The sequence below is a fragment of the Mesorhizobium sp. WSM3860 genome (genome assembly GCF_002294995.1).
Taxonomy (GTDB): Bacteria; Pseudomonadota; Alphaproteobacteria; order Rhizobiales; family Rhizobiaceae; genus Mesorhizobium.
On record NZ_NSGF01000015.1, the window covers coordinates 71,701 to 95,037 of the forward strand.

Sequence of the window (23,337 nt, forward strand, 5' to 3'; positions counted from 1 at the left end):
GCTGCTGCCTCCATGTCCGGTGACGCTCTCCGGCGCGAAGCCTTATCGCGCGACGCATCGGGGCCGAGCGGAACGAAGCCGCGGCACGTGCTCTCGCGCCGCAACATCTTTCTCTACGGCACGCTGATCGTCGTGGCGCTCTATTACCTTTTGCCCCTCTACGTGATGATCGTCACATCGCTGAAGGGCATGCCGGAAATCCGGCTCGGCAACATCTTCTCGCCGCCGCTGGAGATCACCTTCGAGCCTTGGATCAAGGCGTGGTCGCAGGCCTGCACCGGGCTGAATTGCGACGGGCTGTCGCGCGGCTTCTGGAACTCGGTGCGCATCACCGTACCGTCGGTGCTGCTGTCGATCGCGATCGCCTCGGTGAACGGTTATGCCTTGGCCAACTGGCGCTTCAAGGGCGCCGACACGTTCTTCATCATCCTGATCGTCGGCGCCTTCATTCCCTATCAGGTGATGATCTATCCGATCGTCATCATCCTGCGCGAGATCGGCATCTACGGCACGCTGACGGGCCTGGTGATCGTGCATTCGATCTTCGGCATGCCGATCCTGACGCTCCTGTTCCGCAACTATTTCACGTCCATGCCGGAGGAACTGTTCCGCGCTGCGCGCGTCGACGGGGCCGGCTTCTGGGGCATCTATCTGCGCATCATGCTGCCGATGTCGCTGCCGATCTTCGTCGTCGCCATCATCCTGCAGGTGACCGGCATCTGGAACGACTTCCTGTTTGGCGTCGTCTACACCCGCCCCGACACCTATCCGATGACAGTGCAGCTCAACAACATCGTCAACTCGGTACAGGGCGTGAAGGAGTACAACGTCAACATGGCTGCAACCATCCTGACCGGCCTTGTGCCGCTCATCGTCTACTTCGTTTCCGGCAAGCTGTTCGTGCGCGGCATCGCCGCCGGCGCGGTGAAAGGATGATGATGGCAGCAGCGATCGCCAATCCCAGCGTTTCGATCCAGGACCTGTCGCTGAATTTCGGCGTCATGTCGGTGCTGAAGACGCTCAATCTCGATGTCGCCGAGGGCGAATTCATCGTGCTGCTCGGGCCATCCGGCTGCGGCAAGTCGACCTTGCTCAACTGCATCGCCGGCCTGCTCGACATCTCCCAGGGCCGCATCTTCATCAAGGGCAAGAATGTCACCTGGGAGGAGCCGAAGGATCGCGGCATCGGCATGGTGTTCCAGTCCTACGCGCTCTACCCGCAGATGACGGTGGAGAAGAACCTCTCCTTCGGCCTGCGCGTCGCCGGCGTGCCCAAGGACGAGATCGCCAAACGCATCGCGCGCGCGGCGGAGATCCTGCAGATCGAGCCGCTGTTGCAGAGGAAGCCGTCGGCGCTTTCCGGCGGCCAGCGGCAGCGCGTGGCGATCGGGCGGGCACTGGTGCGCGACGTCGACGTCTTCCTGTTCGACGAGCCGCTCTCCAATCTCGACGCCAAGCTGCGCTCGGAATTGCGCGTCGAGATCAAGCTTTTGCACCGCAGGCTGCAGAACACGATGATCTACGTCACCCACGACCAGATCGAGGCGATGACGCTGGCCGACCGTATCGCGGTGATGAAGGGCGGCGTCATCCAGCAGCTCGATGCGCCGCAGACGATCTACAATCGCCCGGTCAACCGCTTCGTCGCCGGCTTCCTCGGCTCGCCGGCGATGAACTTTATCAAGGGGCACCTGGAGGCAAGCGACGCGCCGGTGTTCAAGGCCGACGGTGTTTCGGTGCCGCTCGGCCGCTATCAATTCGACAACGAAAGCGGGCGCGCCGCCAAGCCTTGCGTGTTCGGCATCCGGCCGGAGCATATCGCTTTTGGCGAAGCGGCGAGGGCCATGCCGTTCAGCGCCGAGTCCAGTGTCGAAATCGTCGATCCGATGGGCTCCGACACGCTGGTGTGGACGAAGCTCGGCGGCCAGATCCTCTCCTTCCGCGTCGAAGCCGACAAGACGCTGCGCAACGGCGATGCGATCCGCATCGGCTTCGATCCGGCGCGCGCCTCGCTGTTCGACGCCGAGACCGACAGCAGGCTCTAACCCCCAGACCACAACTCCCGGAACCATCAAACAGAACGGACAGACAGATGAACTGGTCATTCCAACTTTACAGTGCCCGCAATTTCCAGCCATGGGACGGCGTGCTGAAAATGCTCGGCGAACTGGGCTACAAAGAAGTCGAAGGCTTCGGCGGCGTCTATGACGATCCCAAGGCTTTCCGCGCCGAGCTCGACAAGAACGGGCTCGCCATGCCGACCGGGCATTTCTCGATCGATGCGCTGGAAAAGGATTTCGACGGCGTGCGCAGAATTGCCGATGCGCTCGGCATCTCGCTGCTGATCTGCCCCTACCTCATGCCGGATGCGCGGCCGGGCGATGCCGCCGGCTGGCGCGGCTTCGGCGAGCGGCTTGCCGAGGTAGGCGACACCGCGAAGAAGGCCGGCTACGGCTTTGCTTGGCACAATCATGATTTCGAGTTCAAGCGGCTCGCCGACGGCTCGCTGCCGCAGGACCACATCCTGTCCGCCGCTCCAGACATCGGCTGGGAGATGGACGTCGCCTGGGTGGTGCGTGGCGGCGCCGATCCGCTGCCCTGGATCGAAAAGCACGGCAAGCGCATCAATGCCGTCCACGTCAAGGATATGGCAAAGCCGGGGGAGGGGCTGGACGAGGACGGCTGGTCGGATGTCGGCCACGGCACCATCGACTGGGCGGGCCTGATCAAGACGTTGCGCGCGAAAAGCGCGACGAAGTACTTCGTCATGGAGCAGGACAACCCCAACGACATCGAGCGCTTCGCCCGTCGCTCGATCGAATCCGTCAAGAATTACTAGGACACATCATCATGGCAAACAAACTTGGCGTAGGCGTCATCGGCTGCGGCAACATCTCGAAGGCGTATTTCTCGCTGGCGCCGCTCTTCCGCGGCATCGAGATGCGCGCCTGCGCGGACATCAACATGGACGCGGCGAAGATGCGGGCGAAGGAGTTCAAGCTCCGCGCCGAGACGGTCAACGACCTTCTCAAAGACGACGACATCGACATCGTCGTCAACCTGACCATTCCGGCCGTGCACTATGATGTGTCGAAGGCAGTGCTTGACGCCGGCAAGCACGTCTATTCGGAAAAGCCCTTCGTGCTGTCGGTCAAGGAAGGACTGGATCTCAAGAAGCGTGCCGAGAAGAAGGGACTGCGCATCGGCTCGGCGCCCGACACGTTCTTCGGCGGCGCGCATCAGCTGGCGCGCGATCTGATCGACAGCGGCAAGCTTGGCAAGATCACCAGCGGCACCTGCCATGTGATGGGCCACGGCATGGAACACTGGCACCCCAATCCCGACTTCTTCTTCCAGCCGGGCGCTGGTCCGGTGCTCGACATCGGCCCCTACTATGTCACCAACCTGATCCAACTGATCGGGCCGGTGAAGCAGGTCGCGGCTTTCGCGGCGACGCCGGCCAAGCAGCGCACCATCAGCTCCAAACCGCGCGCGGGCGAAAAAATCCCGGTCAACACGCCGACCACCATCCATGCGCTGCTGGAATTCGCGAACGGCGCGGTGGTGACGCTCAACACCTCGTGGGACGTCTGGAGCCATGGCCACGCGCCGATGGAGCTCTACGGCGAGGCGGGCACCGTCTTCGTGCCGGATCCGAATTTCTTCGGCGGCGAAGTGCGTTTCACCGATGCCACCAAGCCGGTGAAGAAGCTGCCGAAGTGGGATCATCCGTTCGGCGTGCCCAATGAGATGCACAGCCAAGGCATGATGGCCAATTACCGCACCGCAGGCCTTGCCGACATGGCGATCGCGATCGGCGAAGGGCGGCCGCACCGCTGCTCGATGGAGCTGGCGCTGCATGCCGTCGATGTCATGACCGGCGTCCTGCGCTCCGGCGAAAGCGGCAAGTTCGTCGCCATGCAGACGACCTGCGAGCGACCGGCGGCGCTCGGCATCAAGGAAGCGAAGGCGCTGCTGGTGATGAAAAAGTAGGTGGCAACCCCCTCTCCCCGTTTCGGCGGGGAGAGGGTAAAGGTGCGGGGCGAGCATCGATTCAAGTCACCTGGCGGCGATCCCGGCCGCCTTGATTCCAAGGATTCCCTATGCCCTATGTCGCCGCCGAGAATCGCTACGAGAAGATGATCTACAACCGCTGCGGACGGTCCGGCCTCAAGCTGCCGGCCATCTCGCTCGGGCTGTGGCACAATTTCGGCAACGACACGCCGCACAGGACCAAGCAGGCGATCGTGCGCAAGGCCTTCGACCTCGGCATCACGCATTTCGATCTCGCCAACAATTACGGCCCGCCGCCCGGCTCGGCCGAGACCGCCTTCGGCGAGATCCTGCGCACCGATTTCGCCGCCTATCGTGACGAGCTGATCATCTCGACCAAGGCCGGCTACGAGATGTGGGCCGGTCCCTACGGCGAATGGGGCAGCCGCAAATATGTGCTCGCGAGCCTCGACCAGAGCCTCAAGAGGATGGGGCTCGACTATGTCGATATCTTCTATTCCCACCGCTTCGATCCCGAGACGCCGCTGGAAGAAACGATGAGCGCGCTCGACCATGCGGTGCGCTCGGGCAAGGCGCTCTATGCCGGCATCTCCTCCTACAATTCGCAGCGCACCCGCGATGCGGCCGACATCCTGCGGCGGCTCGGCACGCCTTGCCTGATCCACCAGCCGAGCTATTCCATGCTCAACCGCTGGGTCGAGGAAGACGGGCTGCTCGATACGCTGGAAGGGCTCGGCATCGGCTCGATCGTGTTCTCGCCGCTGGCGCAGGGCATGCTGACCGATAAATATCTCGGCGGCATCCCGGAAGGCAGCCGCGCATCCCAGGGCAAGTCGCTGCGTCCGGCCTTCATCAACGATAAGTCGGTCACCAACATCAAGGCTTTGAATGGCATCGCCGGCCGGCGCGGGCAGACGCTGGCGCAGATGGCGCTGGCCTGGGTGCTGCGCAGGGGCCGGGTGACGACGGCGCTGATCGGCGCCAGCCGGCCTGAACAGGTCGAAGATTGCGTCGGCGCTCTCAAGGCGCTCGACTTCAGCGATACCGAGCTCGCTGAGATCGACACCTATGCGCGCGAGGCCGACATCAACCTGTGGGCGGCCTCCGCCGAGCGCAAGGGACCGCCGCGCAAGTAGTGGCCGCGCCGGGCGGCCAACTGCGGAAACAGTGGCAAAGATGCGCGTTCGTCGCTATCTCTGGACCAGAGGCCGTTCGCGTGCACAGTCGGCACGCGAAGCGATGCGACGAGCGGAACGGAATAGATGACGGCAAGGGATGCGCTGACCAAGAACCAGTTGTGCGTGCTTGAGAAGCTCGAAGCTGCCAGCGGCCCGCTCAGCGCCTATATGCTGCTCGACCAGTTGCGCGAGCGCGGCTTCCGGGCGCCGCTGCAGGTCTACCGCGCGCTCGACACGCTGGTGAAGTCGGGCTTTGTGCACCGGCTCGAAAGCTTGAATTCCTTCGTCGCCTGCGCCGAGCCGCATGACCACAGCCATTCGATGACGGCATTCGCCATCTGCGACAGCTGTGGCCAGGTGACCGAGATGTCCGACCACGACGTCGATCATCGGCTGGACGAATGGGTGCGCTCGACCGGCTTCGCCGCCAAGAAGGCGGTGATCGAGTTTCGCGGGGTTTGCGCGAAGTGTCGGGCTGAGGCGGCTTGATGAGTCAGCCGGCCTGTTGATGCTGGCGCGAGGCACCCCCCTCTGTCCTGCCGGACATCTCCGCAAGGGGGGAGATTGGCAGTTTCCGCGCTCCGCTCATCTTGCAAGGATCGCGGCGTTTGTCGCTCGCGAAACTAATGCGCCTCGTCCCAGTTGTCGGCGGCGCGCGCATCGACATGCAGCGGCACTGACATCGAAACCGCCGGCATCGGCGCGTTCTCCATCACGCGGCGCACCACCGGAATTGTCGCTTCGACTTCCGCTTCCACCGTCTCGAAGATCAGCTCGTCATGCACCTGCAAGAGCATGCGGGCCGAAAGTTTCGCCTTCTCCAGCGCCTCTTCCATATGCACCATGGCGCGGCGGATGATGTCGGCCGCAGTGCCCTGGAGCCTCGCATTGATCGAAGCGCGCTCGTTGAAAGCGCGAACCGACGGGTTGGAGGACCTTATCTCCGGATAGTGGATCCGGCGGCCGAAGATGGTTTCGACGAAGCCGTATTCTCGCGCATAGGCCTTGGTTTCCTCGATATAGTCGCGGATGCCGGGGAAGCGCTCGAAATAGCGCTTGATGTAGGCGCTCGCCTCCTCGCGCGGGATCGACAGCTGGTTCGCAAGACCGAAGGCCGAGATGCCGTAGATGATGCCGAAATTGATCGCCTTGGCACGCCGCCGCACTTCCGAAGGCATGCCTTCTACCGGCACGTTGAACATCTCGGACGCGGTGATGGCGTGGATGTCGGCGCCGTCGGCAAAAGCCTGCTTGAGCTGCGGGATTTCGGCGACATGGGCTAGCACGCGCAATTCGATCTGGCTGTAGTCGGCCGAGACCAGCTTGTGGCCCTTTTCGGCGATGAAGGCGGTCCTGATCTTGCGGCCTTCCGCGGTGCGCACCGGGATGTTCTGCAGGTTGGGGTCGGAGGACGACAGGCGCCCGGTCGTCGTCGCGGCCAGCGCATAGGAAGTGTGGACGCGGTTCGTGCCGGGATTGATGAAGCCGGGCAGCGCGTCGGTATAGGTCGATTTAAGCTTGGTGAGCTGGCGCCAGTCGACGATCTTGCGCGGCAGCTCGTGACCTTCGGCGGCAAGATCCTCCAGAAGCTGCGCCGAGGTCGACCACTGGCCGGTCTTGGTCTTGGAGCCGCCCGGCAGGCCCATCTTGCCGAACAATATGTCGCCGAGCTGCTTCGGCGAGCCGATGTTGATGCGCTCGCCGACGATCCCATAGATCTCTTCCTCGGCCCGGGCGGCGCCTTGCGCCAGCTCACCCGACAGTCGCGAGAGAATCTGGCGATCGACCGAAATGCCGCGCTGCTCCATGCGGGCGAGCACGGGCACAAGCGGCCGCTCCAGCCTTTCATAAACGGAGACGAGACCCTTGGCGGCGAGCCGCGGCTTCAGCAACTGCCAGAGCCGCAGCGCCAGATCGGCCTGCTCGCCGGCATAGGCGGCGGCCCGCTCGATGTCGACCTGATCGAAGCCGATGGCGCTCTTGCCCGAGCCGGCAAGCTCCTTCTTCGTGCCCGGCGCATGGCCGAGCCACTTCTCCGACAGCGAGGCGAGGTCATGGCCGCCGGATGTGCCGGCGTCGAGCACGTAGGAGATCAGCATCGTGTCGTCGAACGGGTCGACCTCGATACCATGCCGGCTCATGACGACGATGTCGTATTTCATATCCTGGACGAGCTTGAGGACCGACCGGTCCTCGAGCAGGGGCTTGAGCAGCCCCAGCGCGTCGCGGACCGGGACCTGGTCCGACAGCATGCCGCCGCCAAGCAGGTCGCCATTGCCGCTCGTGTGCGCGAGCGGCACGTAGGCGGCGCGGCCCGGCGCAATTGCCATGGAAAGGCCGATCAAGTCGGCTTGCATCGGGTCGGACGAAGAGGTTTCGGCGTCGAAGGCAAGGATGCCGGCCTCCCTCGCTTCGGCGATCCAGGCCTTCAGCGCGGCCGTATCGCGAATGGCGACATAGGCCGAGGGATCGATCTTGCGCGCCGTCGCCTGCTCCAGCCGCAGCGCCGAGAGCAGGGAAGGAGTATCGCCCTGCGGTGGGGCATCCTCGGCCCTGACCGGTGCTGCGGGCTTCGCGGCGCCGTTCGGCGTCGCCGACCGCCCTGAGGCAGTCGGCGCGCCGGCGCCGACGTCTGGACCATGCGCGGTGTCGGCGCGCTCGATGGTGACAGTGGAAGCCTGGACGTCGCCGATCTCGGTCACAGTCGCCTCCGCGACGCGGCGTGTCAGCGTGGTGAATTCCATCGTCTTCAGGAAGCCGATCAGCTTCGGCCCGTCCGGGGCATGCAGCACAAGGTCGTCCAGCCCTTCCTTCAGCGGAACGTCGTTCTTCAACGTCACCAGCTCGCGCGAGATGCGCGCCTTGTCGGCATTGGCGATGATCGATTCGCGCCGCTTTTCCTGCTTGATCTCGCCGGCGCGCGCGAGCAGGCCGTCAAGGTCTCCGAACTGCTCCAGGAGCTGCGCCGCGGTCTTCGGTCCGATGCCGGGCACGCCGGGCACGTTGTCGACGGAGTCGCCGGTCAGCGCCTGCAGGTCGATCATCTTTTCCGGCGGCACGCCCCATTTCTCGATCACTTCGGGAATGCCGATCTGGCGGTCCTTCATCGGGTCGTACATGCCGACGGTCGGGCCGACCAATTGCATCAGGTCCTTGTCGGAGGAGATGATGGTGGTGTCGGCGCCGACCTCGCAGGCTAGGCGGCAATAGGTGGCGATGATGTCGTCGGCCTCGAAACCCTCCATCTCGATGCAGGGCAAGTTGAAGGCCACGGTCGCCTGGCGGATCAGGCCGAATTGCGGGATCAGATCTTCCGGCGGCGCCGAGCGGTTGGCCTTATATTCGGGATAGAGATCGCTGCGGAAAGTTTTGGCCGAATAGTCGAAGATGACCGCGAAATGCGTCGGCACAATGCCCACGCTGGTGTTGCGGGTGTCTTGCATCAGCTTCCATACCATGTTGCAGAAGCCGAGCACGGCGCTGGTGGGCAGACCGTCGGATTTGCGGTTGAGCGGCGGCAGCGCGTGATAGGCGCGGAAAATATAGCCGGAGCCGTCGACAAGAAAGAGATGATCGCCTTTTTTCATGCCGGCAGGGATAGCGCGGCCAAGCTTCGCGGTCCATGCCAAAGGCTGCGCAAACCGCCGGTTCCGGCAACACCCCTGACAGACACTGTCTCGGACAAATTCAGCCGCTCACGGGCATGTTACAAAAGTGTAATCTTCGTGCCCTTGAATCGCCATGTTCACAGACCCAAATAGCTGGCATCGGCATTTTTCGCCGAAGTCCGGAGTAAGGCCCGTCCCCCGCCTATCCCGGGCAACTGCGGCAGCCTATCCCCCCTCTCCGGGCTGCCGCAACGTTTCGAGTAGAGACCGCCGTGGTTCCCCCTCCACCACGGCGGTTCTTTTTTGCCCTGCAGCCATCCTGTTAGCGACTCCGGAACCTGTGGTCCAACGCTCGCTGCTTTGCGTTTTCGGCTCGTCCCTTTAGGGTCGGGCCAGAATCGAAAGGCTGAAGAAATGTCCAGACTCTCCCCCGTCCTTGACCGTCTCGACCAGAATCTCGACCAGAGCCTGGAGCGGCTTTTCGGCCTGCTCGGCATCAAGTCGATCTCCACCGACCCGGCCTTTGCCGCCGATTGCCGCAAGGGCGCCGAATGGCTGGCGGCCGAGCTCAAGCGGATCGGCTTCGACGCCGGCGTGCGCGACACGCCCGGCCACCCGATGGTGGTGGCGCATCACGCAGGACCGGCCGGCGCGCCGCATGTGCTGTTCTACGGCCACTACGACGTGCAGCCGGTGGATCCGATCGAGCTGTGGGAAACAGATCCGTTCGCGCCGTCGATCAAGGAGATCGAGCCCGGCCGCAAGGTGATCGCCGGGCGCGGCTCGGCGGACGACAAGGGTCAGCTGATGACCTTCGTCGAGGCCTGCCGCGCCTGGAAGCAGGTGCACAGCAATCTGCCGTGCCGCGTCACCATCCTGTTCGAGGGCGAGGAAGAGTCCGGCTCGCCGTCGCTCAAGCCTTTCCTCGAGGCGAACGCCGCCGAGCTGAAGGCAGATTTCGCGCTGGTCTGCGACACCAGCATGTGGGACCGCGAGACGCCGTCGATCTGCGTGTCGCTACGGGGCATGGTCGGCGAGGAAGTCACCGTCAAGGCAGCCAGCCGCGACCTGCATTCAGGCCTCTATGGCGGCCCGGCCGCCAACCCGATCCGGATCCTGACCAAAATCCTGGCCGACATTCATGACAAGGATGGCCGCGTCACCATTCCGGGCTTCTATGACGGCGTCGAGGAGACGCCCGCGCAGGTGCTGAAATCCTGGGAGGGGCTCGGCGAGACTGCCGAGACCTTCCTCGGACCGGTCGGGCTTTCCATTCCCGCCGGCGAAAAGGGCCGCTCCGTGCTCGAACTCACCTGGGCGCGGCCAACAGCCGAATTCAACGGTATTATCGGCGGCTATACCGGCAAGGGCTTCAAGACGGTGATCGCGGCGGAAGCATCGGCGAAAGTGTCGTTCCGGCTCGTCCACAAGCAGGATCCGAAGAAGATCCGCACCGCCTTCCAGGCTTTCGTGCGCGAACGCATTCCCGGCGACTGCTCGGTCGAATTCCATCCGCATGGCGGCTCGCCGGCGATCCAGCTTTCCTACGACTCGCCTTTCCTGGCCAAGGCCAAGGATGCGCTCTCCGAGGAATGGGAAAAGCAGGCCGTCACCACCGGCGGCGGCGGGTCTATCCCCGTGGTCGGCGATTTCCAGACTTATCTCGGCATGGAATCGCTGCTGGTCGGCTTCGGCCTCGACGACGACCGCATCCATTCGCCCAACGAGAAATACGAACTCACTTCCTTCCACAAGGGGCAGCGTTCGTGGGCGCGCATTCTCGATGCTCTGACACGCTGAGGTGAGCGCGCGGAAGGCAGCGAAAATCAACTTTCTGTTGATTTTTTCCCGGATCGCGGCAAGGACGGGCTTACCAGCGCAAATGCGGCGCCTTTGCGGTCCAAATGGATGCGCGGCAGGCGGCGCTCCGGAGAAGAGAATGACCGACATCCGTTTCCACAAGAACGATCTGCCGGACCTGTCCCGCTACAATGTCGGTGCGGTCGCCATCGACACGGAAACGCTGGGCCTGAACCCGCATCGCGACCGGCTCTGCGTGGTTCAGATCTCGCCCGGCGACGGCAGCGCCGACGTCATCCAGATCGCGCCGGGCCAGAAGGAGGCGCCCAACCTCGTCAGCCTTCTCAGGAACGACGCGGTGGTGAAGCTGTTTCACTACGGCCGTTTCGACATCGCTGTCCTTTATCACGCTTTCGGCGTCATGGCCGAACCGGTTTTCTGCACCAAGATCGCCTCGCGGTTGACCCGTACCTACACCGACCGCCACGGGCTGAAGGATCTCTGCAACGAACTGCTCGGCATCGGCCTCTCCAAGGCGCAGCAATCTTCGGACTGGGCGGCCGAGACGCTGTCGCCCGAGCAGCTCGAATATGCCGCCTCCGACGTGCTTTACCTGCACCGGCTGCGCGAGGCGCTGGCCGCGCGGCTGGCGCGAGAGGATCGCATCAAGGAGGCCGAAGCCTGCTTCCGCTTCCTGCCGACGCGCGCCAAGCTCGACCTGATGGGGTGGGCGGAAGAGGATATCTTCGCGCACAGCTGACGGAACCCGGCGCGTCGAGCGACGTTCCTGCCGGTCCATTATCGGCGTGAGATGGGAGGGAATGAATGGCAGAGCGCAAATCGATAGCGAGCGCGCCGAAGGACGGTTCGAAGGTCACGATCCTGTGGAACGACGAGCACGGCGTGATCAACGAATCCGTCGGGCAATATCGCGACGGCGGCTGGTGGGTCTACACCGACAGCAACACCCAGAAAAAAGTCGATCCGACCAGTTGGCGGCCTGCATCGGGCGATGATGACAGCGACCAGTGAGCGATCGACGCAGGGCCTTGAAGCAGGCGCAAGACTCGGCAGCAAGAAGGGGGCGAGATGAGACAGAACCTGCTCTACTTCATCATTGGCGCATTGGTCGTCGTGGTCATCGCGCTTGGCATCTACGTCTATCGCGAGCAGACCAGGCCGAAAGGCGTGGAGCTCAAGATCGACGACAAGGGGATTTCGATCCAGCAGAATTGATCTCACCACGTCCGCATCTCGCGGACTTGACCGGTCGGCTCCGGATAGCGCTTATTGCATCCGGGTTCGCTCGCTGGGGCGGAGGTGGGTTTTTGATATGATTCCACGGATCGATTTCGAGGCCACCAGTGCCGTGAACGATGCGCTCGCCGCGATCGGACGGACCGAGGACCTGCGCTTTTCGCCCGACAACCGCTTGCTTGCCGTCGCCGGATATGGACGCAGGCGATGCCTGATGCTGCGCATCGACATCGAGCCGACGGCCGGTGCACCGAGGATCGCTATCCGCGATTTCACGGAGCTCAGATCGGAAAGCATGGGCGAGGTGCATGGCCTCGATTTCATCGACAACCGGACTTTTGTGGTCGCCAATCGCGATGGGCTGGTTGCAGTCTTCGCCCTGCCGCGAGGCGAACCGGCCGGACAAGGGCACGAAATCCCGCCACTTCGCGTGATCAAAGGCAGCCGATTGTGCAGATTGAGAACGCCCGGCTCGGTCGCCGTCAGGCGTGAGTCACATGGCCGGTTCAGCCTGCTGGTCTGTAACAACTACACGCATCGGGTGACCCGCCATGTCATTCACCGGCGATGGGGATACCGCGCTCTATGGAATCAGCTTCTTCTCGAGCAGGGCCTCAACATCCCGGACGGCATCGCGCTCAGCCATGACGGGCGGTGGGTCGCCGTCAGCAGCCACGGCACCAACGACGTGAAGATCTACGACATGTCGGCGCCGCTTGGCCGTGAGACCCGACCCGCCGGTGTCCTGGAAAATGCCAACTACCCGCATGGCCTGCGCTTCACGCAGGACGGCAGCAGCATCCTCGTCGCCGACGCGGGCAGCCCGATGGTTCACGTCTATGCAAGCGACCAGGGCTGGAAGGGACGCCGCAGGCCGTCGCGTTCGGTCGCCGTGCTCGACAGCGAAAGCTTTCTGCGCGGCAGGGCCAGTATCGAGGAGGGTGGGCCGAAGGGCCTCGACATAGACAGGTCGAACAGGGTCGTGGCGGTGACTTGTCAGGAACAGGCGCTGGCTTTCTACGGCGTGTCGTCGATCGTCGGTCGAACGGCGGCGGAGCCCGTCCTTGACGTCCAGGATAGTGTCTAGTTTCGTCTCCCTATTCTGGCCATCGGCGTGAAGAATGGCGGGACCCGCGCACAGGTCCATCAAATCTTGCGGGGTGGACGGCAAACAAGATGACGTTCGCGCGGTTCGGCGATATCATCCTGGGCATAGGGAGTTTGGGGCCGACCAACCTAGCCTCTAGGAGGTTGCCATGAAGCACCAAACACTGGACCAGCTGCACGCCGTTGCCGAAGTCCGCACCGCCAAACCCGTCATGAGCCGAACCCAGCGCCTCGCACGTTGGGCGGAGCTTCTCGAACGTGAGCCAAACCGGCTCCTGACCGCGCTTACCGGCACCGAATATCGTGCCCCGCGGGAACGCAATGTCATGCGAGGCGCCGGCTCGCCCATATCCGTCGCCCTGGAAGACCCCGTTCTGCACGACGAGGGTTTGAAGAACGACACTTACGGCGAAGCAAAACGCTTCTTCGAGCTGACCGACTATCAGCTGCACGAGATCGTCTGCTATTGCCATGTCGGCGACGTAATGCGGGCATCGAGAGCGGCGCTCTCGGTCCGTGCCGTGCTCGACTAGTCCGAGCCGGCTCGCCCGCCGTATCCATTCTCAGGGAGCGCGGCCGGATTCCCACGCCGATCGCGCTCCGACGGCCGGCGCTTACCAAACATTTAATTTTCAATTGCTGCGATCTTTCCCCACTTAACGCGCCTTTAAACCGCCGCATCTACTCTGCAACCCGAGCGCCATCGGCATCGGGGACAGCAAGCACAGCGCAATGGCGAACCGCAGAGACAGTCGCATCGAACCGAGCTTCGAGGGTTCGCCGCGCGCGAAATCCTCCGACGGCTTTTCGGTCAGCGAGGAGGATCGCGTCGTGCCGGCAAATCGCAAATCCGCAGCGAAACGCAAATCCGCCAAGGCGAAATCGCGCGGCCGGGGGCGCGATCGCAGCCAGCGCGGGCTGTTTTCCATTTTCGGCCGCCTGCTCTACTGGTGCTTCGTCTTCTGCATCTGGGGCGGCATCGCGGTGGCCGGCGTCGTCGTCTATTACGGCGCCAAGATGCCGGCTGCGACGACATGGTCGATCCCCGACCGCGCGCCCAACATCAAGATCGTCTCGGTCGACGGGCAACTCATCGCCAACCGCGGCATGTCGGGCGGCGAGGCCGTCGGCCTGAATGAAATGTCGCCCTACATTCCAGAGGCCGTCGTCGCCATCGAGGACCGGCGCTTCTATTCGCATTTCGGCATCGATCCGGTCGGGCTGACGCGCGCCATGGTCACCAACGTGCTTGGCGGGCATTTCTCGCAGGGCGGCTCGACGCTGACGCAGCAGCTGGCCAAGAACCTGTTCCTGACGCCGGATCGGACGCTGGAGCGCAAGGTGCAGGAGGTGCTGCTGGCGCTCTGGCTGGAGCACAAGCACAGCAAGGACCAGATCCTCGAAATGTATCTCAACCGGGTCTATTTCGGCTCGGGCGCCTATGGCGTGGAGGCCGCCTCGCGGCGGTATTTCGGCAAGAGCGCGCGCGATGTCACACTTTCCGAGGCAGCGCTTCTTGCCGGCCTGCTCAAGGCGCCCTCGCGGCTTTCGCCGGCGCGCGATCCGAAGGCGGCGGAAGAACGCGCACAGCTCGTGCTCGCCGCCATGCGCGAGGAAGGCAAGATCGGCGACAAGGAATACAAGATGGCGCTGAGCGCCCCGGCGACGCGCTCGCCCTCCTACTGGACCGGCTCGGAGAACTACGTCGCCGACACGGTCATGGAGGAACTTCCCGACCTGATCGGCGACGTGCGCGGCGACATCGTCATCGACACTACCGTGGATCTGACGCTGCAGAAGCTCGCCGAGCAGTCGATCCGCCGGCTTATCGACGAGAGCGGCAAGAAGCTCAACGCCACCCAGGGCGCGCTGGTGTCGATCGACGATTCCGGCGCGGTGCGGGCCATGGTCGGCGGCTACGACTATTCGACCAGCCAGTTCGACCGCGCCTCGGAAGCGCGGCGCCAGCCGGGATCGGCGTTCAAGCCTTTCGTCTACATGGCGGCGCTGGAAGCAGGCCGCACGCCGGACAGCGTGCGCAACGACGCCCCTATCAAAATCGGCAAATGGACGCCCGACAATTACGGCGGCAAATATTATGGCAAGGTGACGCTGGCCACCGCGCTGGCCAAGTCGCTGAATTCAGTAGCGGCGCAGCTCACCATGGAAGTCGGGCCCGACGCGGTGGTTGAGGCGGCGCACCGCATGGGCATCCAGTCCGAGCTGCAGTCGAACACCTCGATCGCGCTCGGCACCTCGGAAGTCACGCCGCTGGAACTGACCGCCGCCTATGTGCCTTTCGCCAATGGCGGCTACAAGCCAGATATCCATTTCATCCAGCGCGTCACCACGGCTAGCGGCAAGGTGCTCTACGAGAACAATGGCGGCAGCGCGCCGCGCGTCCTCAAGGCCGACATCGTTGGCATGATGAACTCGATGATGACGGGCACGGTCGAAGTCGGCACCGCCAAGAAGGCGGCCTTCAACTGGCCCTCGGCCGGCAAGACCGGCACCAGCCAGAATTCGCGCGATGCCTGGTTCGTCGGCTATACCGCCAACCTCACGACGGGTGTGTGGTTCGGCAATGACGATGGCAGCCCGATGAAGAAGGTGACCGGCGGCGCCTTGCCGGCGCAGGCATGGCACGAATTCATGGTCGCCGCGCATGAAGGCTTGCCGGTCAGGCCGCTGCCCGGCACGTGGAAGTCGACGCCGCCCGATACGATCGTGCCGGACGAGATACCCTCGGCGGATGCTTCACAGCCGCCGCCGGCACCACCAGCGTCTGTCGGTCAGCCGGCGCCCGTTGCCCAGGCAACTGCGCGCCAGGCGCGCCCGGCCCAGACGGTCGATGCCGACGGCTTCGATATGCCGAGCGACGGCGGCGCCACCGCCTCGGTCGGGCATCCGGTGCCGCCCGGCGACGTCGGCGGCCCGAAGAAAAGGCGGCAGACGTCGATCCTCGACATCCTCAGCGGAGGTTGAGCGGCAACTCGCCTCTCGCAATGACTGGCGCCTTCGGCTACATGTCCGGCCGGAGATCAAGCCATGGCCGAAATCGACAGCAGAAAAACTATCGTGCTCACCGGCGCCAGCCGCGGCATCGGCCATGCGACGGTGAAGCGCTTTTCGCGCGAGGGCTGGCGCGTCATCACCTGCTCGCGACAGGCCTTCGCCGAGGATTGCCCGTGGCCGGCCGGCCCTGAAGACCACATCAAGGTCGATCTAGCGGACCAGGAGGATGTCGGCATTGCGGTCTCGGAAATCCGCCACCGACTGGAGGCGCATGGCGGGCAGCTCAACGCGCTGGTCAACAATGCCGGCATCTCGCCGAAGCTCAAGGACGGCGGCCGGATGAACTCGATCGAGACGCCGATGCATGTCTGGCGCGATGTGTTCCAGGTCAATTTCTTCGCGCCGATCATGCTGGCGAGAGGGCTGTTCAAGGAACTCGCTGCGGCCAAGGGCTCCATCGTCAACGTCACCTCGATCGCCGGCACGCGCGTGCATCCATTTGCCGGCACGGCCTATGCGACGTCGAAGGCTGCGCTGGGTTCCCTGACGCGCGAGATGGCGCATGACTTCGGGCCGCACGGCATCCGCGTCAACGCGATCGCGCCGGGCGAGATCGATACGGCCATCCTTTCGCCCGGCACCGACAAGATCGTCGAGACGATCCCGCTGCGGCGCCTCGGCGCAACGTCGGAGGTCGCCGACATCATCTTCTTCCTGTGTTCGGGCCAGGCGTCCTACGTGACCGGCTCGGAAATCCACATCAATGGCGGCCAGCACGTGTGAGTCTCTTTGTTTGAGCATGATCTCGTCCGAAAACCGGAATCCACTTATCGGGATCATGCTCCAAGAATTGGTCATCCGGTCATGGTGAGAACGGCCTTGCCGCTGAAGCTGCGCCGTCGCAGCGCGTCCAAGGCTTGGGCGATGTCGGTCCACGGCACGGTCATGGCCACGCGGGTTTCCAGCCGGCCAGCCGCGACAAGAGCGAGCAGCGAGGCGATGTCCGCGCCGATGTCGGGGCCAGAGGTGTAGTAGGCGAAAGACTGAAGCCTCGCCCCTTCGTGACCCGGAACGAGCTGACGGAATCCGACGGGCGTCAGCTCACCCGTGCTCGAACCGAACATTACGATGATCCCGCCAGGCGCGACGCGTTCGATCGCGCGTGCGAGACTTTGGCCGCCGACGGACTCGGTGATCAACGAAAACGGCCCCTCGGCCAGCTCTATCGACTCGACGACTAGGTGGGCTCCCAGCCCACGGAGGTCCTCGTCGTGCCGGGAGGCAGCGACGGCGGTCACCGAGGCGCCCTGCTCGCGAGCAATCTGGATCTGAAAACGACCGACCGCGCCGCTTGCGCCGGTGATCAGGATGCGCTGGCCGGCCAGGTCACCGCCATGGCGCAAAGTCCTCAGCGCCGTCGTGCCCGCGACCGGAAGCGTGGCGGCGGAGGCGAAGCTGACGTCATCCGGCAGGACGGCGAGACGGTCGGTCGGAACGGCGACGCGTTCAGCCCAGCCGGCCTGGTCCACCAAAGCCGCAACCCGGGACCCGACGGCTGGCCCGGAGCCATCGGGTGCGGCCCGTTCGACAAACCCAGCGATGTCCTGACCGGGTACAAAACCGTCGGGACGTATGGCGAGCAGGCGCAGCTCGCCGCGGTTCAACGAGGTTGCCTGGACCGAGACAAGCGCCTGGTTAGCGAGTGGCCGAGGTTCATCGAACTCGGCGAGACTCAGTCCGTTGGCGGTGTCGCGAGAAGTGACCAGGACGAGCATAGGGTCGTGCCTTCTTGCTGGTTGTGGAGCGCGGTCGACTGTTGCTCGCCACGCGCAAGCCGAGGCCTAACGACTTTTCCGCTGGAAAAATTTAGCTATTGTAGCATTCAATCGCTAAAAACCGGCAATATGAGACAACCCCTTCGCTGGCCGTGGCCGGATTTCGATGTCGATGCAGTGTTGGCACCGGCAATCGCCGTGCGCGTCCACGTGAGCGAGACCAAGACAGAGGTGTCCGACCACTGGCACCGCAAGGGACAACTCGTCTTCGCGCTGGGAGGCGGTGTCACATGTCGTGTTCCGAGCGGCCTATGGATGGTGCCGCCGCATTGCGGTGTGTGGGTGCCGAGCAAAATGGAGCACAGCAACATCGCGACCGCAAACGCGCGGATTTTCTTTGTCTACATCGAGCCGGGCGCGGCCGAACTGCCGGGCCGCTGCTGCACGTTCTCGATCTCGCCGCTGCTGCGCGAGCTGATCGTCGAGCTATCGGACTGCGCGCCGGACGACGCGAGATGCGCTTTCCTCGGAGGTGTTCTGCTCGCCGAGTTGCCGCGAATGCCCGTCCAGCAATTGCATCTGCCGATCTCGTCCGAGCCACGCTTGCGGCGGATCGCTGAAGCATTGGCCGAAAATCCCGCCGACCGCAGCACTCTGGCGGAATGGGCAAACCGTGCGGCGCTCAGCGAGAGCAGTCTCGCGCGCCTGGTGGTGAAAGAGACCGGCCTGACGTTCGGGCGCTGGCGCCAGCAGCTGCACCTGATCGTCGCATTGGGGGGACTGTCCGCCGGCGCCAGCGTGCAGCAGGTCTCAGGCGATCTCGGCTATGAATCGGTCAGCGCCTTCATCACCATGTTCAAGAAGGCGCTCGGCAAGCCGCCGGCGAAATATCTCAGCGACATCGCGCAAAACGGCGGTTCGGCATTCGCTTGATCCGCTGGGCCGCCTTGCGCACGGACGCGCAGATCAAACAGGCTGCGGCCCGATCTCGACAGCGGCGTCGTCCAACCGAGCGGGTGACATGCCGGTAACCGCCTCGACGATGCCGCGTGCTATTTCGCGCTCGCCCATGATCACGGTATCGGCGCCGAGACCCTTGAGATGCTCGACCTCGGCATCGGAATGGGCGCGCGCAATGACGCTGATGCCGGGATTGGCGGCGCGCGCCCGCAGCACCACCTGTCCCGCCTCGAAGGCGTTGGGGATGGCGAGGATCAGCCGTTTGGCGCCTTCCGGATTGGCTGCGGCGAAGACGTCCGCATTGGCGGCATTGCCGGCCACCGTTTCGACGCCGTCGGTCCTCAGCTTCGCCAGCGTCTTGTCGGCATCGTCGACGACCAGGAAGGGCAAGGCGGCTTGTTTCAGCGCCGCGCCCACGAGGCTGCCGACACGTCCATAGCCGATCAGGATGGAATGGCCGGTGAGCGCCGTCCGCGGCGGCGGACCATCCTCGCTTTCAGACGCTGCCGCCACCGAGGCCACCTGGCCGGGCTCGGTCGCCGGGCCGATCGGCCTTGCTTCCTCGGGCTCTGCCGTTTTGCCGGCGCGCTTTTCCAGCCACGGCTTCATCCTATCGACGATCAGGAACATCAGCGGGTTGAGCACGATCGACAGGATGGCGCCGGCCAGAATGAGGTCGCGGCCCTGTTCGGGCAGAAGCTTCAGCCCGACGCCGAGCTCGGCCAGGATGAAGGAGAATTCGCCGATCTGCGCAAGGCTGGCCGAGATCATCAGCGCTGTCGCTACCGGATAGCGGAAGGCGCTGACGATGACGAAGGCGGCAATCGATTTGCCGATCAGGATGATGGCTAATGTCGCCAGGATCGGCAGGCCGTTGCTGACCAGGCTTGACGGATCGAACAGCATGCCGACCGAGACGAAGAACAGCACCGAGAAGGCGTCGCGAAGCGGCAGCGATTCTTCCGCCGCCCGGTGGCTGAGCTCGGATTCGCTCATGATCATGCCGGCGAAGAAGGCGCCGAGCGCCAGCGAGACGCCGAACAGCTTCGCCGCGCCGAAGGCGACGCCGAGCGCGATGGCGAGCACCGAGAGCCGGAACAGCTCGCGTGAGCCGGTATGGGCGATATAGTGAAGGATCCGGGGAATGACCCTGCGGCCCACGACCAGCATGACGACGACGAAGACGGCGACTTTGGCCAGCGTTATGCCGACCACGCCCCATATGCCGTAGCTGGCGGGCAGCCAAAGCAGGCTCGCATGGTCGTCGGGCTGCCGCTGGCCGCCGAGCACGCCGGCCAGCGCCGGCAAAAGCACCAGCGCCATCACCATGGCCAGATCCTCGACGATCAGCCAGCCGACGGCGATGCGGCCGCGCTCGGTCTCGATCAGCCGCCGCTCCTGCATGGCGCGCAGCAGCACGACCGTCGAGGCGACGGAGAGCGCGAGCCCGAAGACAAGGCCGGCGCCGAGCGACCAGCCAAGCAGCCAGGCCAGGCCGACGCCGAGCAGCGTGGCAAATCCGATCTGCACGACCGCGCCGGGCACGGCAATCGCGCGGACCGACAAAAGATCCTTCAGCGAGAAATGCAGGCCGACGCCGAACATCAGCAGGATGACGCCGATCTCGGCGAGTTCGTTGGCAAGGCTGGCGTCGGCGACGAAGCCCGGCGTGTTCGGCCCGACCAGCACGCCGGCCACCAGATAGCCGACCAGCGGCGGGATGCGGAAACGGTTGGCCAATGCTCCGAAAACGAAGGCAAGCCCCAAACCGGCGACGATGGTGGCGATCAGGGGCGTGTCATGCGGCATTGTCTATGGAGCGCCTTTCGAGAATTCACGATGTCGATAAGCGCCGTCCGAGGGCCGCCGCCTTCGCAATATGGTCGGGGGAGGGGCGGTGACGCAACCACCGCTAGGAGATCGGCGCCGCAATCGGGCGCCGGATGAGAAAATCAGAGCGAGCCGCCATCAGGGGGCCACGGCATCGTCTCCTGCACTGTGCGTTCCTGTGTGCCGCTCAGGCCGCTTTGAGCAGATTCTCGATGTCGAAGACGGTATGATTGGTCAGCGTCTTGGGGATTTCCGCCTGCACTTTTTCGCTGACTTCCTTGTGCAGCTTCTGCCGCATCTCGCCGAGCACCTGCGGCGGCGCGATCAACACGAGCTGGTCGAACTCACCCCGATGTGCAAGCTTGTAGAGGCGGTCGGCAATATCGCTTGCGAAACGTTCCTTGCCGAGGCGGTGCCAGTCGGTCTCTTCGATCGCGCTGCGTGGCCCTTCGGCATATCGACCCGGTTTGTCGGTGCCTTGCTCCCTGGTGGCGGGATTCTCTTGCTCCATCTCCTGAACCACCTCGAGGTTCGGAAACTTGCTGTCGCCTTCATTGCGGAGGAAAAGCGCCTTCTCGCCGTCGGCCACGACCACCCAGAGACCGCGTTTAAGCTCGATGTTCATGAATTCCTCCTTGCCTTAATGCACAAATCGAAGCCCCGCGAGCGCTGCTCGGCCGACGGGATGGATCGTGAGCGAAACGTGCCGCCGAGCCTGATAGTTCCGGATGAACCGACGTGCTGCAGGCGGCAGCGATCTCACCCACCAGCAAGACGCGTCTTAATCTACTAGATTGGTAGAATTTAGAAAAAACCGTTTTGCCGTGTCGGCTGCCCGGCGCTAAAAATTATGCTGGATCAACAGCTCTCGGAGCGGGGGCCTGACCGCCTCAAGCTCCGGCGTAGAATTTTTTTCTCCTGCCTTTCGCGGCTGCGAAAAAGCGATTGCCTGCCATCAAGGGATGCGCGAGTGCTTGCCTTCTGGTTTTTGCCGGGTCCGCATAAAACTGCCAGACTGTTCTCGTATTGTTTATCGCCATGTCGCCAGCCAATGCCAAGCTCAATGCCTTCCCCGTCTTCCTGCGGGTCGACGGCGAAGCCGTGGCCATCGTCGGCAACGGCGAGGAGGCACTGGCCAAGGCCAGGCTGCTTGCTCAGTCAAACGCGACGCTGCGCATCATTGCGGACAGTGCCGATGCTGAGCTTCTGAATTTCATTGCAACCGCCGGCGCTGTCCACATCGATGTCGCCTACGATGCCGCGCACCTCGAGGACGCGGCCATGGTGTTTGCCGCCAGCGGCGACGAGGCGCTCGACCGCCGTGTCGTCGAAGACGCCCGCCGGCTGGGCATTCCGGTCAACGCGGTCGACCGGCCCGAGCTCTGCGATTTCTTCACCCCGGCGCTGGTTAACCGCGCGCCCGTCGCCATCGCCATCGGAACCGAGGGCGCCGGCCCTGTGCTGGCGCAACTGCTGCGCGTGCGCATCGACCGCATGCTGTCGCCGTCGCTTGGCCGGCTGGCGGCCTTGGCGTCGTCGTTCCGCACTGCTGCCGAGCGGCTGCCGAAGGGCAATCGCCGCCGCCGCTTCTGGAGCGATTTCTTCGCCGGCGTCCCGGCCAGGGCGGTTGAAGCCGGAGAGTTTGCCAGGGCGCATAGTGCTGCGCTCGATCTTCTGACTTCGGACGCGCCGACCGCCGGCCACATCGCGCTGGTCGGCGCCGGCCCGGGCGCGGAGGACCTTTTGACGCTGCGCGCCCACCGCCTGCTGATGGAGGCCGACGCGATCGTCTACGATGCGTTGGTACCTGAAGGGATCGTCGCCATGGGCCGCCGCGATGCCGAGCGGCTGCCCGTCGGCAAGCGCAAAGGCTGTCATTCCAAGAGCCAGGAAGAAATCAACGCCCTGCTGATCGAGCTCGGCCGCGCCGGCAAGCGCGTGGTGCGGCTGAAGTCAGGCGATCCGCTTGTGTTCGGGCGGGCGGGCGAGGAAATGGCAGCACTTCGCGAGGCCGGCATCGCCTATGAGGTGGTTCCGGGCGTGACCGCCGCCTTCGCCGCGGCCGCCGATTTCGAACTGCCGCTGACGCTGCGCGGCGTGACGTCCTCGATGGTGTTCACCACCGGGCATGACCTCAAGGGCAACTCACTGCCCGATTGGGCAAAGCTCGCCATCGCCGGCGCCACGGTCGCCGTCTATATGGGCCGCTCGGTCGCAGCCGAAGTCGCCGGCCGGCTGATCGAAGCCGGGCTGTCACCCGATACCGCCGTCGCCGTGGTCGAGAATGCCAGCCTTGGCAATCGCCGCCGCTTCCACGGCACGCTGGCCGACCTGCCGTCGCTGGAAGCGCGCGCCGATCTTACCGGTCCGGTCATGACCATCATCGGCGACGCCGTCGCCGGCGCCAATTTCGAGCAATCCGAACCGCTTGCGGCGCACACGCGTGAAGATACGGCCGGCGTAGCGGCCGAAGGAGTTGAGCAATGAAGGTTCTGACCGCGAACAGGCTCTCCGACGGTATCGCCGTCTGGTACGCCGATGGCGGCTGGGCGGAGACGGTCGGCCATGCCGACATCGCTCACGACAAGGCGGCGGAGGATCGGCTCGAGGCCATCGGCGCCGCGGCCGCCGCCAACAACGAAGTCGTCGACGTCAACCTGATCGATGTGACCGTGATCAACGGCGTGGTCGAGCCGGTGCGGCTGCGCGAGAAGATCCGCGCCGCGGGACCCACCATCCGTACCGACATCGGCAAGCAGGCGAGCCCGGCTCCGGCACGGGCGGCATAGAACA

21 protein-coding genes are annotated in these 23,337 nt (G+C 64.2%); 17 read left to right on the forward strand and 4 right to left on the reverse strand.

Annotated features, from left to right (window positions below):
• The first annotated feature begins 12 nt into the window (after window positions 1-12).
• From CK220_RS22110 to CK220_RS22135, 6 genes are all read left to right on the forward strand, one after another.
• Window positions 13-936: a carbohydrate ABC transporter permease gene (locus CK220_RS22110; protein WP_095813636.1), complete on the forward strand. Its 924-nt coding sequence runs from the start codon at window positions 13-15 to the stop codon at window positions 934-936.
• Window positions 936-2,045: an ABC transporter ATP-binding protein gene (locus CK220_RS22115; protein ID WP_176479162.1), complete on the forward strand. Its 1,110-nt coding sequence runs from the start codon at window positions 936-938 to the stop codon at window positions 2,043-2,045. The genes CK220_RS22110 and CK220_RS22115 overlap by 1 nt, the downstream gene beginning before the upstream one ends.
• 47 nt (window positions 2,046-2,092) lie before the next feature.
• Entirely contained in the window at window positions 2,093-2,839 is a 747-nt protein-coding gene (locus tag CK220_RS22120) for a sugar phosphate isomerase/epimerase (protein WP_095813568.1), read from the forward strand.
• Window positions 2,840-2,850: 11 nt separating this feature from the next.
• Complete coding sequence (locus tag CK220_RS22125; RefSeq protein WP_095813569.1) at window positions 2,851-3,993, forward strand: Gfo/Idh/MocA family oxidoreductase; 1,143 nt, start codon at window positions 2,851-2,853, stop codon at window positions 3,991-3,993.
• Between the two features lie 110 nt (window positions 3,994-4,103).
• Window positions 4,104-5,150, forward strand: coding sequence for an L-glyceraldehyde 3-phosphate reductase (gene mgrA / locus CK220_RS22130; RefSeq protein WP_095813570.1), 1,047 nt, complete (start codon window positions 4,104-4,106; stop codon window positions 5,148-5,150).
• Between the two features lie 126 nt (window positions 5,151-5,276).
• Window positions 5,277-5,681, forward strand: a complete 405-nt coding sequence (locus tag CK220_RS22135; RefSeq protein ID WP_059184736.1) for a Fur family transcriptional regulator — start codon at window positions 5,277-5,279, stop codon at window positions 5,679-5,681.
• 134 nt (window positions 5,682-5,815) lie between these two features.
• On the opposite strand, the gene polA is transcribed toward CK220_RS22135, so the two are convergent.
• Window positions 5,816-8,779, reverse strand: coding sequence for a DNA polymerase I (gene polA / locus CK220_RS22140; RefSeq protein ID WP_176479159.1), 2,964 nt, complete (start codon window positions 8,777-8,779; stop codon window positions 5,816-5,818).
• Between the two features lie 435 nt (window positions 8,780-9,214).
• Between polA and CK220_RS22145 the strand changes: the two genes are divergently transcribed.
• From CK220_RS22145 to CK220_RS22180, 8 genes are all read left to right on the forward strand, one after another.
• Entirely contained in the window at window positions 9,215-10,600 is a 1,386-nt protein-coding gene (locus tag CK220_RS22145; protein WP_095813572.1) for a M20/M25/M40 family metallo-hydrolase, read from the forward strand.
• 139 nt (window positions 10,601-10,739) lie between these two features.
• Window positions 10,740-11,360: a ribonuclease D gene (locus CK220_RS22150; protein WP_095813573.1), complete on the forward strand. Its 621-nt coding sequence runs from the start codon at window positions 10,740-10,742 to the stop codon at window positions 11,358-11,360.
• Between the two features lie 65 nt (window positions 11,361-11,425).
• A complete protein-coding gene (locus CK220_RS22155; RefSeq protein ID WP_095813574.1) occupies window positions 11,426-11,632 on the forward strand; it encodes a hypothetical protein in 207 nt (68 codons plus the stop codon).
• Window positions 11,633-11,689: 57 nt separating this feature from the next.
• Window positions 11,690-11,836 carry a hypothetical protein gene (locus CK220_RS22160; protein ID WP_095813575.1) on the forward strand — a complete coding sequence of 49 codons (147 nt, stop codon included), beginning with the start codon at window positions 11,690-11,692 and terminating at the stop codon, window positions 11,834-11,836.
• A gap of 97 nt (window positions 11,837-11,933) precedes the next feature.
• A complete protein-coding gene (locus tag CK220_RS22165; protein ID WP_095813576.1) occupies window positions 11,934-12,944 on the forward strand; it encodes a beta-propeller fold lactonase family protein in 1,011 nt (336 codons plus the stop codon).
• A gap of 169 nt (window positions 12,945-13,113) precedes the next feature.
• Window positions 13,114-13,497 (forward strand): hypothetical protein, encoded by a 384-nt coding sequence (locus CK220_RS22170; protein WP_095813577.1) that lies wholly within the window; start codon window positions 13,114-13,116, stop codon window positions 13,495-13,497.
• A 199-nt stretch (window positions 13,498-13,696) separates the two neighbouring features.
• Complete coding sequence (locus tag CK220_RS22175) at window positions 13,697-15,949, forward strand: transglycosylase domain-containing protein (RefSeq protein WP_095813578.1); 2,253 nt, start codon at window positions 13,697-13,699, stop codon at window positions 15,947-15,949.
• A 63-nt stretch (window positions 15,950-16,012) separates the two neighbouring features.
• The gene (locus CK220_RS22180) at window positions 16,013-16,762 is read left to right on the forward strand and encodes an SDR family oxidoreductase (protein WP_095813579.1); all 750 of its coding nucleotides are present in this window, start codon (window positions 16,013-16,015) and stop codon (window positions 16,760-16,762) included.
• Between the two features lie 71 nt (window positions 16,763-16,833).
• Here CK220_RS22180 and CK220_RS22185 read toward each other — a convergent pair whose 3' ends face one another.
• Window positions 16,834-17,754: a zinc-binding dehydrogenase gene (locus tag CK220_RS22185; RefSeq protein WP_095813580.1), complete on the reverse strand. Its 921-nt coding sequence runs from the start codon at window positions 17,752-17,754 to the stop codon at window positions 16,834-16,836.
• Window positions 17,755-17,883: 129 nt separating this feature from the next.
• Between CK220_RS22185 and CK220_RS22190 the strand changes: the two genes are divergently transcribed.
• On the forward strand, window positions 17,884-18,687 hold the full coding sequence (locus tag CK220_RS22190) for a helix-turn-helix transcriptional regulator (RefSeq protein WP_095813581.1): 804 nt from the start codon (window positions 17,884-17,886) through the stop codon (window positions 18,685-18,687).
• Window positions 18,688-18,720: 33 nt separating this feature from the next.
• Here CK220_RS22190 and ybaL read toward each other — a convergent pair whose 3' ends face one another.
• Both ybaL and CK220_RS22200 read right to left on the reverse strand, forming a co-directional pair.
• Window positions 18,721-20,523, reverse strand: coding sequence for a YbaL family putative K(+) efflux transporter (gene ybaL, locus CK220_RS22195; protein ID WP_176479160.1), 1,803 nt, complete (start codon window positions 20,521-20,523; stop codon window positions 18,721-18,723).
• 208 nt (window positions 20,524-20,731) lie between these two features.
• Window positions 20,732-21,169 carry a host attachment family protein gene (locus CK220_RS22200; protein ID WP_095813582.1) on the reverse strand — a complete coding sequence of 146 codons (438 nt, stop codon included), beginning with the start codon at window positions 21,167-21,169 and terminating at the stop codon, window positions 20,732-20,734.
• Between the two features lie 413 nt (window positions 21,170-21,582).
• On the opposite strand from CK220_RS22200, the gene cysG reads away from it, so the two are divergent.
• Window positions 21,583-23,031: a siroheme synthase CysG gene (gene cysG, locus CK220_RS22205; RefSeq protein WP_095813583.1), complete on the forward strand. Its 1,449-nt coding sequence runs from the start codon at window positions 21,583-21,585 to the stop codon at window positions 23,029-23,031.
• Window positions 23,028-23,333 carry a DUF2849 domain-containing protein gene (locus CK220_RS22210; RefSeq protein WP_095813584.1) on the forward strand — a complete coding sequence of 102 codons (306 nt, stop codon included), beginning with the start codon at window positions 23,028-23,030 and terminating at the stop codon, window positions 23,331-23,333. Before cysG ends, CK220_RS22210 begins: the two co-directional genes overlap by 4 nt.
• Window positions 23,334-23,337 lie beyond the last annotated feature (4 nt).